This is a genomic window from Maridesulfovibrio sp. (assembly GCF_963666665.1).
Lineage (GTDB): Bacteria > Desulfobacterota > Desulfovibrionia > Desulfovibrionales > Desulfovibrionaceae > Maridesulfovibrio.
The window spans coordinates 1,267,273-1,281,979 of sequence record NZ_OY762999.1 but is presented as its reverse complement, the minus strand read 5'-3'; the positions used below and the strand labels follow the sequence as shown (position 1 = coordinate 1,281,979).

Annotated in this window: 13 protein-coding genes; 9 read left to right on the top strand and 4 right to left on the bottom strand. The window is 46.9% G+C overall.

Going from position 1 to position 14,707, the window contains the following annotated elements; translation table 11 throughout:
* Positions 1-13 precede the first annotated feature (13 nt).
* The 3 genes from ACKU40_RS05685 to ACKU40_RS05675 all read right to left on the bottom strand — a co-directional run bounded on the left by ACKU40_RS05685 (position 14) and on the right by ACKU40_RS05675 (position 5,104).
* Positions 14-973, bottom strand: coding sequence for a SurA N-terminal domain-containing protein (locus ACKU40_RS05685; protein WP_320175552.1), 960 nt, complete (start codon positions 971-973; stop codon positions 14-16).
* Positions 974-1,006: 33 nt separating this feature from the next.
* Positions 1,007-4,456: a transcription-repair coupling factor gene (gene mfd / locus ACKU40_RS05680; RefSeq protein ID WP_320175551.1), complete on the bottom strand. Its 3,450-nt coding sequence runs from the start codon at positions 4,454-4,456 to the stop codon at positions 1,007-1,009.
* Positions 4,457-4,624: 168 nt separating this feature from the next.
* Positions 4,625-5,104 carry a chemotaxis protein CheW gene (locus ACKU40_RS05675; RefSeq protein WP_163295949.1) on the bottom strand — a complete coding sequence of 160 codons (480 nt, stop codon included), beginning with the start codon at positions 5,102-5,104 and terminating at the stop codon, positions 4,625-4,627.
* Between the two features lie 246 nt (positions 5,105-5,350).
* Here ACKU40_RS05675 and ACKU40_RS05670 point away from each other — a divergent pair, with 246 nt between their 5' ends.
* Complete coding sequence (locus tag ACKU40_RS05670; protein WP_320175550.1) at positions 5,351-5,566, top strand: hypothetical protein; 216 nt, start codon at positions 5,351-5,353, stop codon at positions 5,564-5,566.
* Positions 5,567-5,620: 54 nt separating this feature from the next.
* On the opposite strand, the gene ACKU40_RS05665 is transcribed toward ACKU40_RS05670, so the two are convergent.
* Positions 5,621-6,967 (bottom strand): UDP-glucose/GDP-mannose dehydrogenase family protein, encoded by a 1,347-nt coding sequence (locus ACKU40_RS05665; RefSeq protein WP_320175549.1) that lies wholly within the window; start codon positions 6,965-6,967, stop codon positions 5,621-5,623.
* A 275-nt stretch (positions 6,968-7,242) separates the two neighbouring features.
* Between ACKU40_RS05665 and ACKU40_RS05660 the strand changes: the two genes are divergently transcribed.
* From ACKU40_RS05660 to ACKU40_RS05625, 8 genes are all read left to right on the top strand, one after another.
* Positions 7,243-7,968 (top strand): pyridoxine 5'-phosphate synthase, encoded by a 726-nt coding sequence (locus ACKU40_RS05660; protein WP_320175548.1) that lies wholly within the window; start codon positions 7,243-7,245, stop codon positions 7,966-7,968.
* A 3-nt stretch (positions 7,969-7,971) separates the two neighbouring features.
* Entirely contained in the window at positions 7,972-8,346 is a 375-nt protein-coding gene (locus tag ACKU40_RS05655) for a holo-[acyl-carrier-protein] synthase (RefSeq protein ID WP_320175547.1), read from the top strand.
* A 153-nt stretch (positions 8,347-8,499) separates the two neighbouring features.
* Positions 8,500-10,035 (top strand): NAD(P)H-hydrate dehydratase, encoded by a 1,536-nt coding sequence (locus ACKU40_RS05650; protein WP_320175546.1) that lies wholly within the window; start codon positions 8,500-8,502, stop codon positions 10,033-10,035.
* Positions 10,029-10,478: a CBS domain-containing protein gene (locus tag ACKU40_RS05645; RefSeq protein WP_320175545.1), complete on the top strand. Its 450-nt coding sequence runs from the start codon at positions 10,029-10,031 to the stop codon at positions 10,476-10,478. Before ACKU40_RS05650 ends, ACKU40_RS05645 begins: the two co-directional genes overlap by 7 nt.
* Positions 10,479-10,480: 2 nt before the next feature.
* A complete protein-coding gene (gene tsaE / locus ACKU40_RS05640; RefSeq protein ID WP_320175544.1) occupies positions 10,481-10,975 on the top strand; it encodes a tRNA (adenosine(37)-N6)-threonylcarbamoyltransferase complex ATPase subunit type 1 TsaE in 495 nt (164 codons plus the stop codon).
* A 38-nt stretch (positions 10,976-11,013) separates the two neighbouring features.
* Complete coding sequence (locus ACKU40_RS05635) at positions 11,014-12,252, top strand: aspartate kinase (protein WP_320175543.1); 1,239 nt, start codon at positions 11,014-11,016, stop codon at positions 12,250-12,252.
* Between the two features lie 3 nt (positions 12,253-12,255).
* A complete protein-coding gene (gene cimA, locus ACKU40_RS05630; RefSeq protein WP_320175542.1) occupies positions 12,256-13,857 on the top strand; it encodes a citramalate synthase in 1,602 nt (533 codons plus the stop codon).
* Positions 13,842-14,681: an MBL fold metallo-hydrolase gene (locus tag ACKU40_RS05625; RefSeq protein WP_320175541.1), complete on the top strand. Its 840-nt coding sequence runs from the start codon at positions 13,842-13,844 to the stop codon at positions 14,679-14,681. The genes cimA and ACKU40_RS05625 overlap by 16 nt, the downstream gene beginning before the upstream one ends.
* Positions 14,682-14,707: the final 26 nt, after the last annotated feature.

Sequence of the window (14,707 nt, the reverse complement as noted above, 5' to 3'; positions counted from 1 at the left end):
CTAAACTATGCAACTATTCAGCCTGTGGCGTTTTTTCAGAAGCAGCATCGTGCTCAATTTCCTTAACCTCAGGCATCAGTTCCTTACTGATTTTAATTTTTGAAGTCGCCATTTTTTCTTTCAGCCAGCCTTCAAATTTTTCATTAAGCTTTCTTTCCAAAAGAACTTTTTCAACCATTGGATAGGCCTGAAGAGGAGTCAGCAGCGTAGCTTCCTTTTTCTCTTTGAGAATTAAGCAAAATACTTCTTTTTTCTGAGTAATTACCGGAGTAGCCTTCCCCGGCTCGAGGTCTTCGACAAAGGTTTTCCAATCCGCTGGAATCTGTCCATTCCTGATCCAAATTTCACGAACCGATACTTTGCGTAGTTTTGCGGAAATCGCAGCCGGAGTAAGTCCTTCGCGGTATAGTTCCACTCCCTTGAGAACGAGATCCTTACCCATACCTTTAACCATTACAAATTTATATCCGGCAGGCATGTAAAAATCGGAGAGGTGAGTGCGATAATATTTTTCAGCTTCCTTATAATCAATTTTGATCTCAGGACGCAGTATGTCATGAAAAAATTTATCCATAGCCAGCTGGTACTTCAGCTGTGAACGCCATGCATTAATATCGATGTATTCCTCAATAAGGATCTGCTCAAAAGAATCCTCCGGGTAATCAGAGCGGACTTCGTCTTCCGCTTCCTTCAATTCCTTATCAGAGACTGGAATTTCCCGCTGTTCAAGCTCTTGGGCAACAAGTTCCTGTACAATCAAATCCCCAAGAATCTGCCCGTATTCAGCCCTGACCTGCTCAACAGAAGGGACGAAGCCACCAACACCTTCATGGGTAAGGTCATATTTATATTCCAACTGGCTCAGGTAAATGGGATTACCGTTTACCCTTGCGATAACGCCCGGATCTTCACTTTTGTTCTGACAACCAAACAAGGAACATGCCAGCAAAACACCGATCAACATTTTTTTCATATCAGCTTCCAAATAAACCTTACGACGGCATAGTTAAAGTAACGGTTCAAGTTTTTTGCAAATAGAATCAAGACCTTTTGATATGGAAACATTTTGGTCAAGACGAACTTCAAGAGCTGCCGGGGGCTTAAGTTTTGCCTTATCTCCCTGCTCTCCAATCCAGGCAATCAATTTAGCCGGATCAACAGGATTATTATTCTCAGCCCATGTCAGGATAACCCTTGTCGGGAAAAGATCTGCCCGGACAACACCTAAACGAGCAAGGGTACGTTTGAGGTAAAGCACGGAAATAAAATTTTCAACCTCTTCCGGAAAATGTCCGAAGCGGTCTTTGATCTCAGCAGCAAGCTCTTCTATTCCGGCTTCACTGTCCGCAGAGGAAAGAGCACGGTAATAGCGTAAACGCTCACGTGCATCGGGAACAAAATCTTCCGGAAGATGTGCCTTGAACACAAAATTCATTTCAGGATCACTGACCTGTGCGGAATCATCGCCTTTAATCCTGCGCACTTCTTCGTCAAGCATTTCAAGGAATAGATCAAGGCCGACCTTGGCCATCTGTCCGGATTGAACCTCACCCAGAATATTACCTGCTCCGCGTAAACGCAGGTCTTCCATGGCAACTTTGAATCCGGCGCCAAGGTAATCGAGCTGCAGGATAATCTGCATTCTCCGCTTGGCTTTCTCAGAAAGGGAATCCAACGACGAAACCGCAAAATATGCATAAGCCTGACGGGTACTGCGTCCTACCCTGCCGCGAAGCTGGTAGAGCTGGCCAAGACCGAACATCTGCGCCTGATCAACAATCAAAGTGTTGGCATTGGGAAAATCAAGTCCGGATTCAATAATTGCTGTTGCAACAAGGATATCCAGTTCTTTATGCCAAAATTTATGGATAGTCTCTTCCAGATTCTTTTCGGTCATTTGCCCGTGAGCCATACCGATTTTAGCATCCGGGGCAAGCTTCTTAACAAACTCGATAACCCGTTCGAGGCCCTGAACACGGTTATGAACCCAGAAGACCTGTCCGCCGCGTTCAAGTTCACGGGCGACAACGGATGCAAGCATAGCTTCATCACGTTCAATTAGCGCGGTCTCAACCGGCTTGCGGTCCACCGGAGGGGTTTCAATAGTACTCAGACTGCGTACGCCGGAAAGAGAAAGCTGCAAAGTACGGGGGATTGGTGTTGCGGTCAGGGTCAGCGCATCAATATTCTTGCGCATTTCTTTGACTCTTTCCTTATGGCGCACACCGAAACGCTGTTCTTCATCAAGAATAAGCAAACCGAGGTTCGGTGCTTCAACATCCTTGGAAAGAACACGATGAGTCCCGATAAGGATATCTAGTTCCCCTGCTGCCATCTGCTCCAGAACGCGCTTCTGACGGGACTTGGGCACAAACCGACTGAGCATACCCACAGTGACCGGAAATCCTTCCATGCGCTGAACAAAGGTCTGGTAATGCTGTTCTGCAAGAACTGTTGTGGGGCAAAGCAAAACAACCTGCTTACCGTCCAATACAGCTCTGAAAGCAGCACGCAAAGCAACCTCGGTCTTACCAAAGCCCACATCTCCGCAAACGAGGCGGTCCATGGGTTCAGGGCTTTCCATGTCACGAAATACATCCTGAATGGCTTTTTCCTGATCCGGGGTTTCCTCGAATCCGAAAGTGGATTCAAATTCCCAATACATCTCATCCAGAGGACCGTATGCATACCCCTTGGCAATCTTGCGGTAGGCGTACATCTCGACCAGTTCTCCGGCGATCTTTTCGATAGCCTTGCGGGCTTTTTCGCGGGTTTTAGCCCAGCGAGCTCCACCAAGTTTATCAAGAACAGGGCACGATCCTTCCGGTCCCTTGTATTTCTGAACAAGATTCAACCGGTCTACCGGGACATACAGTTTGTCCTCGGAATCAAAGAACAACAACAGATAATCGTTAGCCACATCACCAACATTCATATGATGCAGCCCGCCGAACCGTGAAAGACCGTAATCGCGATGTACCAGCAGATCTTCAAGCAATAGATCCTCATAGCTGGTCATGCCCTCAAAAGCTTTATCGCGGCTGCGGGTACCTGTTGCGGCCTGCGGCTGAATTACATCTTCGCCGAGGATTACCGTCTGGTTCCATTCCAGCTCCATCCCATGTTTCAAAGGAGAAACAAGAGCATAAATACCTTTGTTCAGAGGGGAATATTCTGTTGCAATGGTAAGTTGTTCCGGTTCGATGAGGGAAAGAAATTTTTTGCGGGAACGTTCGGTACGGAAACTGAGTACTGTTTGAAAACGCTCTTTTTTCCACTCTTTTAATGCCGCTACCAGCGCAGCCCAAGGGCGCTTGACCTGCTCCGGCTTCCAAAAAATATCTGTGAATGCGGATATGCCCCGCTCCGAAAGATCAATACCGTCTTTTTCTCGGCCGATAACCAGATCTTCAAAAACTATCTGGCGTTCATCGCGCCAATTTCCGCGGGCCCTTTCATCATTCCAGCAGATAACATGCATGGGCCACTTACAGCCATTATGCGCTGATTTATCCAACAAAAAAGTTTTCCAGCTATATTCCTGATCCTGTAGCTTGGACCGCAGGTTGGATGCAGAGGAAAGCACGTATACGGATTTTTGCGGGAAGAAAGCTTTAAGGTCGACTGCTTCAGGATAAAAAAGTCCGGGCCAGATCATGCCGTCGGCGTTTTCCGCTTTTTCGAGCAAGCGAGTATAACCTTCCGATGAAATCTCTCCGGTCTTTTTCAGCTGGGTCCAAAGTTTTTCAGCTTCATCTATATGATTACCGGTCAGCATTGCCGGAGCGACCGGAAGCAGGGTTACTTCGTCCAGATCAGCCTTTGATCTTTGCGATGACGGGTCAAAAACACGTATTTCTTCCAGAATGTCACCGAAAAATTCAAGACGTACCGGTAAATCATATCCCGGAGCATAAATATCAAGAATATCCCCGCGCATGGACATCTCGCCATACCCGGAAACAAGTTTAGTCCTTGTATAGCCCCATGTAACCGCCTGTTCCATGAGCAGCTCAGGGTCCATTTCTTCACCCTTCGCAAGAACAATATAATTGTTCTCCAGAATATCCGGAGAAGGCCATTTGGGCAGCAGGTTGTCAGCAGTCATTAAAACGGACTGCCTTCCTCCTCGAGTAAGTGCATGCAGTGCAGCCCAACGCTCAGCCCAATCTGAAGCAGCCGGATTCTTGCTCAGATACGGTGGCAGAAAGACCCAATCCCGTTCCCATGAAGGAATTACTTTACCCTTCTGTTCAAGCTCGTTACGGCTGAACAGAGTTAGCAAGGCCTTAAGTTCCGAATATTCGCGAGCTCCCGGAGCAACAAGAACAACCGACTCTCCCCTTGAATGCAGGTTGTGAGCTGTAAAGGCTTGCGTTCCGTGGCCGCTTTTAAAAACACGTAAGTTATCACCACTTCCGGAAGCGAAAGCGGAGAGCTGAGCTGGTAAGGACAAACTGACTCCAGAAATTTATCAAAATTAAAGTCGTCCCCTGCTCAAGCAGAGAACGACTTTTTTTTGCAGAGAAATGCGACTTCTGTCCAGTTCTAAAACAATTATTAATTACAATTCAAATAAAGAACTGTCGTAATGCAAAATTCTGCACTAATATTTTAACAGCAGCTATACCTGAGCAAGCTGTTCCTGTTCTTCGTTGGACAGGAGTCTGTTCAGGTCAAGCAGGATAAGAAGCCTGTCTTCAAGCTTACCTACCCCGCTGATGTATTCGGATTCAAGACCGGAAACAACAGGCGGCGGCGGTTCAACGGTGGATGCGGGAATTCTCAGGACTTCGGAAACGGAGTCAACAACAAAACCTACAATCATATCGTTGATTTCAATAACAATAATTCTGGTATGCTGATCGTGTTCGCGGAACTGCAAACCGAACTTGCTTCTAAGATCGATAATGGGAATAACTTTACCGCGAAGGTTAATTACACCCTCAACGAATTGTGGCGCTCTGGGAACCTTGGTAATTTCCATGGTTCTGATAATCTCTTGAACCTTGAGAATATCGACACCGAATTCTTCTTCACCGATACTGAAGGTAACCAGCTGAATCAATTCAGCGTCAAGCGCAATTTTCTTACCTTCTTCCATATTTGTCCCCCTGTTATATTTTTACAGTGGATGACCAAGGGCTTTGATCAATTTTAATTTATAAGAAAATTCAAAAGTTCTAATTTAATACCATAATATTATTCATCTGAAATATTTGCAAGCTAATCCTGAGATTATAAAAGAATTACGCATTTTTTCTTAGAACAAAAATTGACTAGCTCCACTTTAATGACTATCAGTTAAATCTGATAGCAAAAAGCGAAGCTCAGGAGGGTATGAACTCGCATGGCTCAGTTTTCCCCGACAGAAAATATTACTCTGGAAGACCAAATTAAATCACTAGCAAATGAAGAACTGCTCGACTTTTGGGAAGAAACTCAATTTCTAGCCAAAATGCTTGATCAGGATAATCAAGAAGATATTCCATACAGCCCGGAGTACGAAAGGCTGATTCTGCAGGAACTGCAGCTCAGGTCATCAATGAAGACTCTGGATCCTTAAAAAAGTAAGGCCCGCCAATGGCGGGCCTTTTTATTTCTGTTTTCTCAGTATGAACTAATCTTCAGTTCCAACCGGACGGCGGCCTACGCTGAAGTAAGCAAAACCGCAGCTTCCAAGGTAGGCAGGATCATAAAGGTTTCTGCCGTCAAAAACCAGCGGTGCATTGAGAGACTCTTTTACCCTGTCAAAATCGGGGTTCCTGAATTGGTTCCAGTCAGTAACAACAGCAAGGGCATCAGCACCTCCAAGCACTTCATACTGGTTGTGGACAATCTCCACCAGATCATTATCACTCAGAATCTCTGCGGCTTTCTTGTGTGCAACAGGATCGAATGCTTTAATTTTCATTCCTGCGGAAGTCAGCTCTTCAATAATAGAAAGAGCGGAAGATTCACGCATATCATCAGTATTGGCTTTAAATGCAAGCCCCCACAATGCAAGGGTTTTACCTTTAACACCGCCCTGAGGTTCAAAATAGTCCAGAATTTTTCTGGAGAGCATTTTTTTCTGGCGGTTGTTAACGGAATCTACAGCCTCGATAAGTTCAGGCTTTGCACCTACTTCCCTGGCGGTGTTGATCAAAGCCTTTACGTCTTTAGGAAAGCAAGATCCACCATACCCTACTCCGGGGTAAATGAAGTAGTACCCGATGCGGTGGTCAGAACCGATGCCCAAACGAACTTCGCGTACGTTTGCATCGACTTTCTCGCAGATTCCGGCAATTTCGTTGATAAAGGAAATTTTGGTTGCCAGCATGCAGTTTGCTGCATACTTGGTCATCTCAGCACTTCTGGTCCCCATGAAGATAAGTTTTTCACGGCTGCGGGCATAAGGTGCGTAAAGAGTTTCGAACTGCTTGCGGGTTTCTTCATTTTCAGTACCGACTACAACCCGGTCAGGCTTCATGAAATCGCTGACAGCATCACCTTCTTTGAGGAATTCAGGGTTGGACGCCACATCAAAATCAATATCCAGACCGCGCTTATCCAGCTCTTCCTGAATGGTGGCCCGAACTTTATCAGCAGTTCCAACGGGGACGGTGGATTTATCTACAATGATTTTAGGCTCAGTCATATTCTGACCGACCTGACGGGCTACAGTCTCAACATAACTAAGATCACAACTGCCGTCGGCACCACAAGGTGTACCAACGCAGATGAAAACCATCTTGGCTTTTGCCAGCCCTTCTTTAAGATCGGTGGTAAAGAAAAGTCTTTCGTCTTCGTAGTTACGCTTAACAAGGACATCAAGGCCGGGTTCAAAAATATGAATTTTTCCCTGCTTGAGGGTTTCTACTACATCAGGATTAACATCCACGCACCATACGTGGTTACCCATTTCAGCAAAACACGCCGCGCTGACCAGACCCACATATCCGGTCCCTACAATACAAATGTTCATTAGCTGTTCTCTCGTTTATTTATAGCGTTTGATTTTCTATAATTAGCTGGCATTATCTCAGGTGCCGGGCTGACGCTTAATTGATCCTAGAGCGGATAACGCCATTATGTTTTTAATGTCAACTCTAACCCGGTTACAAAGATATGACGGTTGCCATCAAAGTCCATTAACTATATTGTGCTGTTAGCAAGCCGGAAACCGCTTCAGGCTTCATTTTTAATATAATAAAAATTCGACTTTCAAATTATGAAATAATTTTACCGGAGGATATAATCATGCCCTTCTTATGCGTCAATGTTGACCATGTAGCTACTATCAGGCAGGCACGCCTTGGAATAGAACCGGACCCCGTTACTGCAGCCGCTATGTGCGAACTCGCCGGAGCAGTAGGCATTATCATGCACCTGCGCGAAGACCGCAGACATGTGCAGGACCGCGATATCGAACTGATCAGTAAAACCATTCAGACTGATTTTCATTTTGAAATGGCAGCAACCGAAGAAATGCAGCAGATTGCCCTGCGCATCGATCCTGCAACAGTCTGCCTTGTACCTGAAAAACGCGAAGAGCTTACCACTGAAGGCGGCCTGAACTGCATTGGTCAGGAAAAACGTCTCACCGAATATCTTGCCCCGCTGCACGAAAAAGGAATCGGCTCCAGCCTGTTCATCGACGCTGATACCGACCAGATTAAAGCAGCTAAGGCGATCGGTGCGGAATATGTTGAAATTCATACCGGACATTTTGCTGATGCTCCGACCCGTTCCGAGCAGAAGGCAGAACTGGCCCGCATCATCGACGGCATCAAGATGTCACAGGATCTCGGACTCAAGGTCAATCTCGGTCACGGCCTGAACTACGTAAACATCCTCGATTTCGCAGATGTTCCCGGAATTTGCGAATATTCCATCGGACACTCCATCATGTCCCGTGCAATCTACGTTGGTATTGATCGCGCTGTCCGTGACATGGTTGAAATTATTAGAAACTTTGCTGATTAATTCATGATCATCGGACTTGGAATAGATATAACTGAACTTGACCGCATCAAGCGTTCGCTGGATAAATACGGCGAACGCTTTGCGGAAAAAATCCTTACTCCTGCGGAGATGGAACTTATCCCGTCTAAGAATCCAGTTCCCTACGTTGCTGCCCGCTTCGCAGCTAAAGAAGCAGCAGTAAAAGCACTAGGGACCGGATTTGCCGAAGGAATAACATTCCACACAATTGAAATAACACGCATGAAATCCGGAGCGCCACAACTTAACTTCCTAGGTAAAGCTCTTGAACGCAGCAAATCAATCGGCGTTGAAGGTGTCCATATCTCTATCACTCATGGCAGAGATTCCGCAGCAGCAGTAGTTGTGTTGGAGAAATAATGCCTCCGGCGGCTTAAACCCTTTTGCAAAAGGGTTTAAGAATCCCAAAACCTTATATTAGTATTAGTTTTGGTATCTTAAGAACTTGTGCGGTTAAAACGGCGAAACCATATTAAAAATATATCTGAACCTCGGAAAGCCCCCGGAGGGAAAATGTTCTCACCGCTTCCTACTCCCGCAGAAATGTCCAACTGGGACAAAGTCACTATCAATGAAATAGGCATCAGGGGTGAAATACTGATGGAGAATGCCGGACGCGAGGCTGTTTTCGCCCTGCTTAAGGGCTATGGCGATGTGTCCGGTAAAAAGATTCTGATCATTGCCGGATCAGGCAATAACGGCGGAGACGGCTTTGTCATGGGACGCATGCTGGCTGATCTGGGTGCGGAAGTCCTGATCCTACACACGGTTCCCAAGAGTAAGTATAAAGGCGATGCAGCTTACATGCTTAAGGTTGCCGCACGGCTGGGCGTGAACATGAAATTTTTTCGAGCTACGGAAAAGGTGATTTTACCTGAAGCTGATATAATTATTGATGCCCTGCTCGGAACTGGTTTTTCCGGAGAACTGCGCCCCTTTGCCCATGCAATAGTTCATGCAATCAACGAAACCAAAAACAGTTTTATCTTTGCAGTGGATATTCCTTCCGGCTTGAACGGGCTGACCGGACAGCCTCAACCTGTTGCTGTACAGGCCCAACTGACTGTAACGTTTGAGGAGGCTAAAATTGGTCTTGCCTTGCCCCATGCGGATGCATACACTGGCACTTTAGTGGTCACTCACATTGGTATTCCCAATGAGGTAAAATACAAGCATCCGGCTACACACCTGCTGATCAGGGAAAATGCGCTTGAATTTATCCCTGAGCCCTCCCCTGCCATGCATAAGGGAAATTCCGGGCACATATTGCTGATTGGAGCTTCCAAGGGCCTCACAGGAGCGCTGCATCTGGCAGGCATATCCGCCCTGCGTGCAGGAGCCGGATTGGTAACCATGGCCTGCCCTGACGGATTGGCTGCAGAAGTAAAAGCCGGGAAACCGGAATTGATGACTAAAGGGCTTGGCTCCGGCGATCAGTGGAATGATCAGATGATCGCAGAACTGCTTCGGGAACTGGAAAAATACGATGCGTTGGTCATTGGACCGGGATTGGGACGTGAAAAAGGAGCACTTGATTTGGTGGAAGCCATAGTCAAGCACGGACACCCGCCTGCAGTGTTTGATGCCGATGCTCTTTATGCTTTTGCCAAGCGCCCTGAGCTGCTTAAACGGATAGTTGAAAATTCAATTCTCACCCCGCATCCCGGCGAGATGGCCCGTATGGTCAACAGCAGTATTCCCGAAGTTGAAGCTGAACGAATCAACACCGCACGGGAGTTTGCGACAGCAAGCAAAACCATACTCGTGCTTAAGGGGGCAGGTACAATCATCGGCTGCCCGGATGGACAGGTTGTTGTATCACCGCTTTCCGCCCCCAACCTTGCGGCAGCAGGGTCCGGAGATATTCTGGCCGGTATGGGCGGAGCTTTGTTGGCAAAAGGAATTCCTGCTATGCAAAGTGCCTGTATCGCGGTATACTGGCATGGACTGGCAGGACAGTATCTGGCTGAAAATTTTCCGTATCGAGGAAACATCGCAACTGAAATAGCGGACGTGCTCCCTCAAGTGCTCAAGGAGGAATTATGCTGAAAGCGAAAGACATCATGACTTCCGGTGCTCTCACCCTCGAACCTGATACCGATGTTGCAACCGCAGCAAAGCTCATGCTTGAAAAACACCTGAACGGGCTGCCTGTGGTAGACCGTAGCGGAAAGCTGATCGGGGTTCTCTGTCAGAGTGATCTTGTGGCGCAACAGAAAACCATATCCATGCCTTCCCTGTTCACCATACTTGACGGTTTCATTTCCTTCTCCTCCAACGAGGATCTTGAGCGGGAAGTGAACAAAATTGCGGCTACCAAGGTCGAACACGCCATGACCCCGAATCCAATAACCATTGAACCTGACACCAGCATCGAAAAGATTGCCGATCTCATGGTCGAAAGAAAGTTTTATACCCTGCCGGTTGTTGAAAACGGCAAGCTGGTTGGCGTTGTCGGTAAAGAAGACGTTTTAAAGGTTTTAGCTAAGTAACAATGAGTAATGATAAATTGATCATCAATCTGCCGGATGTGGAGGCGACTTTAAAACTCGGCTCCACTCTGGCTTCTTTTTTTCTGGAAACTAAAAAACTGGTCCCCATCTTCCTGAACGGCGACCTTGGAGCGGGAAAAACAACTTTTGTTCGTGCGCTTGTAGAATCTTTCCCCGGTGCGCAAAACGCAGAAGTAAGCAGTCCCAGTTTCAATATTCTTAATATTTACCCAACAAAACCTCAGGTTGCGCATTTTGACCTCTATAGACTGGAAGGTCAGACTCCTGATGATGATTTCTTTGATTTATTAAGTGATAAAAAAACTTTGACAGTTGTAGAGTGGATTCAGTATCTGAATATTGAATTCTGGCCTGAAAGCGCACTGCTCTTCACTTGGACCCCTGCCGCATCCGGCAGAACAATAGAATTGACCCTGCATGGTTCAGCGACCTCCCTCTATGAAGAGCTTGCCTCATTTCTCAAGTCATTCCAATAATATCCGTTGAACTCATGTGGTAAGGAGATAATGTTCAGATGAACATCGTAGTACAGAAATTCGGTGGAACCTCGGTCAGGAACCTCGAATGCATGAAGCAAGTACTGGAAAAAGTCATGGTGCCTTACGAAAAAGGCAACAAAGTTATCGTAGTCCTCTCAGCAATGGCCGGTGAAACAAACCGGTTGATTGATCTGGCTTATGAATGGTCCGAAAAACCGGATCTGGCCGAAATGGACTCTCTGGTATCAACCGGTGAACAAGTTTCAGTAGCCCTGTTTGCCATGCTTCTCAAAGATCGCGGAATCAAAGCCCGCTCTCTGCTGGGTTTTCAGGTTCCCATTAAAACAGACTCTGCCTATTCCCGCGCACGTATCCTTGATATTGATCGTGATAAAATCGAAGAAATGCTGCAGGAAAATGATATACTGGTCATGGCCGGTTTTCAGGGCTGTGACGAAGGTAAACGAATTACCACCCTTGGCCGCGGCGGCTCCGATACATCCGCAGTAGCAATGGCCGCAGCCATTGAAGCTGATGTCTGTGAAATTTTTACTGATGTTCCGGGCGTATTCACTACCGACCCCAACATCTGCACTATGGCCCGCAAGCTGGATCATGTTTCCTATGATGAGATGCTTGAAATGGCCAGTATGGGCGCAAAAGTACTACAGATTCGTTCAGTTGAATTTGCTAAAAAATATAATGTTAAAGTCCATGTCCGCTCTACTTTCAGCGATGAGATCGGAACATACGTCACTCAGGAGGATAAGAATATGGAATCAGTACTTGTTTCCGGAATTGCATATGACAAGGATCAGGCCCGCGTAACTCTAGCTAAAGTTAAAGATGAACCGGGCGTATCCGCAACACTGTTTACTCCTCTTGCAGACGCAGGTATTCTTGTCGATATGATTGTCCAGAACCCCAGCCGTGACGGCCGCACTGACATGACTTTCACCATTCCCAGAGGGGACCTGAAGCAGACCCTCGAAATTATTGATGAGATCAAAGACCCCATGGGAGCTCAGGACATTCTGTACGATCAGCATGTTTGCAAGGTTTCCGTTATCGGTGTTGGAATGCGTAACCATTCCGGTGTTGCATCCAAGGCATTTCAAGCACTGCGTGACGAGAACATCAACATCCTGATGATCAGCACATCCGAAATTAAAATTACCTGCCTAATTGAAGAAAAATATACTGAACTGGCCATAAGAACGCTCCACAACACGTTCGGGCTCGATAAATCGGGGTCCGATGAAAACTCACTTTAGCAAATGAAACAAATAAAAATATACGACACCACCCTGCGTGACGGCACACAATCCGAAGAAATAAACTTAAGCGTACAAGATAAAGTGCGCATCACCCGCAAGCTGGACGACCTCGGCGTACATTACGTCGAGGGCGGCTGGCCCGGGTCCAATGCCACGGACAAGGAATTCTTTCAGGAAATCCAGAACTACGCTCTTAAGCACTGCAAAGTCTCCGCCTTCGGTTCAACCCACATGAACCGCCTTACTCCCGAAAATGATCCCAACCTGAATTCCCTGATTGAATCAGGGGCCAAGGTTATGTCCATTTTCGGAAAAACATGGGACTTCCACGCCACCAGTGCTCTTAATGTCACCCTTGAAAGAAATATTGAGCTGATCAGCAACAGTATCGGCTACCTGCGTCCGCATGTAGAAGAACTGTTCTTTGATGCCGAGCACTTCTTTGACGGCTTCAAAGCCAACCCGGAATTCACTCTTAATTGCCTAAAGGCTGCACACGAAGCCGGAGCCGATGTTCTTGTCCTCTGTGACACAAACGGCGGATCTATGCCCGAAGAAATAGTTGAAGCCTGCAGGACCGTATTAGATAAAATTCCCGGTTGTAACATCGGTATCCATGCCCATAACGACTGTGATCTCGCTGTAGCGAACTCACTTGCAGCTGTTAAAAACGGTGCAGTTCAGATTCAAGGAACCATGAATGGATATGGCGAGCGTTGCGGTAATGCAAACCTCTGCTCCATCATTCCCAACCTTGAACTCAAGCTCGGCTATGAGACCATTGGCCAAGATAGGCTGACCAAGCTTAAGGAAACTTCCACCTATATCACTGAAATCGCCAACCTGCGCCCCTTCCTGCGTCAGCCCTTTGTTGGACAGGCTGCGTTCGCGCATAAGGGAGGCATTCATGTCAGTGCTGTGCTCAAGGATTCCACCAGCTACGAACACATTGATCCCCTGCTGGTAGGTAATGACCGCCGTGTGCTGCTTTCAGACCTTTCCGGTAAAAGCAACGTGCTCTACAAGGCCAAGCAGTACGGTTACGATCTTGATAAAAACGACCCTGCGGTTCAGACCATTCTGGCTGACATCAAGGAACGTGAATCCATAGGATTTGAATATTCTGCGGCCGAAGCTTCCTTTGAACTGCTCTTCTTCAAAGCCATGGGCTGGTCTAAACGCTACTTTGAGTTCATCAACTTCTTCGTGGTAGATGCCAAACGCAAAAACGATTCAGAACCTTTTTCCGAAGCAACTGTCATCGTTAAAGTTCATGGCCAGGAAAACCATACCGCAGCTTCAGGAGACGGTCCGGTTAACGCCCTCGACAAAGCGTTGCGCAAAGCACTTGAGCCCTTCTATCCGTCATTAAAAGAAGTTCGTTTACAGGACTTTAAGGTAAGAGTATTGTCCGGAGCTGTACGTCAGGCAGCTGGAACGAGTTCCAACGTCCGTCTGCTTATTGAATCCACTGACGGTAAAAGCCAGTGGACCACCATGGGCGTCAGCCACAACATCATTGAAGCGAGCTGGCAGGCCCTTGTGGACTCCATCAACTACAAGCTCTTCAAGGATGATCCTCAAAAATGGCCATCGAGATAACAGGACAATACACCGAACCGTGCAGAATCTCCGTTCTTTGTGACAATGAATCCCTGAATGCAGATCTTGGTAAGGAATGGGGGCTTTCCATGGCCCTTGAACTTCCGGGAAATGACCTCTGGCTCTGGGATTGCAGCGCAAGCGACCTTTTCCTGAAAAATGCCGACGCCATGAATATTGATGTCAGCAAGGCCAAAGGTCTGGCACTCAGCCACGGTCACTGGGATCATACCGGAGGCATGGATGCCCTCATGGATGCTGATTTCATGGGGCCTGTTTATGCTCATCCTGATTTTGCAAACAAACGGTACACCAAGGAAGATGACGGTTCCGCCAAGGATGCGTCTTTCCATTGCGAATATCCGGGAACCATAATTGTTCGTGATAATGTTGAGCTGGAAGACGGATTGTTCATGATCACAGAAATCCCGCGCCGTGAAGGCTTATTTGAAGCGACTAAGGATTTATTCATTGATCAGGAAATGACCGATGTCGATCATGTCCGTGATGACGCTTTTATGCTGCTCATGAGTAATTCCGGCCCGGTTGTAGTACTCGGCTGCTGTCACAGCGGTCTGGCCAATTCGCTCTACCATATGCGTGACCTGACCGGAATAGATTCCGTACACGCAATCATCGGCGGTCTTCACCTGTATTCTGCTGATAAGTCGGAATATGAAAATACCGCCAAGGTAATTGAGGAATTCAATCCTAAAATGATCTCCCCCGGACATTGTACCGGGAAAGACGGTTTTGAATTCCTGAAAGAAAGGCTTTCCTGCGAAGTCGTGCCTTTGGGGTCCGGTTCGGTTTATGAGTTTTAGTTTTTTAGTTAAATTAATCAATAAAA

What these genes read in the sequence shown, in the direction of transcription:
- ACKU40_RS05685 (WP_320175552.1), bottom strand. Translation starts at nt 973, where the DNA reads ATGAAAAAAATGTTGATCGGTGTTTTGCTGGCATGTTCCTTGTTTGGT.
- ACKU40_RS05675 (WP_163295949.1), bottom strand. Translation starts at nt 5,104, where the DNA reads ATGGAAGAAGGTAAGAAAATTGCGCTTGACGCTGAATTGATTCAGCTG.
- ACKU40_RS05670 (WP_320175550.1), top strand. Translation starts at nt 5,351, where the DNA reads ATGGCTCAGTTTTCCCCGACAGAAAATATTACTCTGGAAGACCAAATT.
- ACKU40_RS05665 (WP_320175549.1), bottom strand. Translation starts at nt 6,967, where the DNA reads ATGAACATTTGTATTGTAGGGACCGGATATGTGGGTCTGGTCAGCGCG.
- ACKU40_RS05660 (WP_320175548.1), top strand. Translation starts at nt 7,243, where the DNA reads ATGCCCTTCTTATGCGTCAATGTTGACCATGTAGCTACTATCAGGCAG.
- ACKU40_RS05655 (WP_320175547.1), top strand. Translation starts at nt 7,972, where the DNA reads ATGATCATCGGACTTGGAATAGATATAACTGAACTTGACCGCATCAAG.
- ACKU40_RS05650 (WP_320175546.1), top strand. Translation starts at nt 8,500, where the DNA reads ATGTTCTCACCGCTTCCTACTCCCGCAGAAATGTCCAACTGGGACAAA.
- ACKU40_RS05645 (WP_320175545.1), top strand. Translation starts at nt 10,029, where the DNA reads ATGCTGAAAGCGAAAGACATCATGACTTCCGGTGCTCTCACCCTCGAA.
- tsaE (WP_320175544.1), top strand. Translation starts at nt 10,481, where the DNA reads ATGAGTAATGATAAATTGATCATCAATCTGCCGGATGTGGAGGCGACT.
- ACKU40_RS05635 (WP_320175543.1), top strand. Translation starts at nt 11,014, where the DNA reads ATGAACATCGTAGTACAGAAATTCGGTGGAACCTCGGTCAGGAACCTC.
- cimA (WP_320175542.1), top strand. Translation starts at nt 12,256, where the DNA reads ATGAAACAAATAAAAATATACGACACCACCCTGCGTGACGGCACACAA.
- ACKU40_RS05625 (WP_320175541.1), top strand. Translation starts at nt 13,842, where the DNA reads ATGGCCATCGAGATAACAGGACAATACACCGAACCGTGCAGAATCTCC.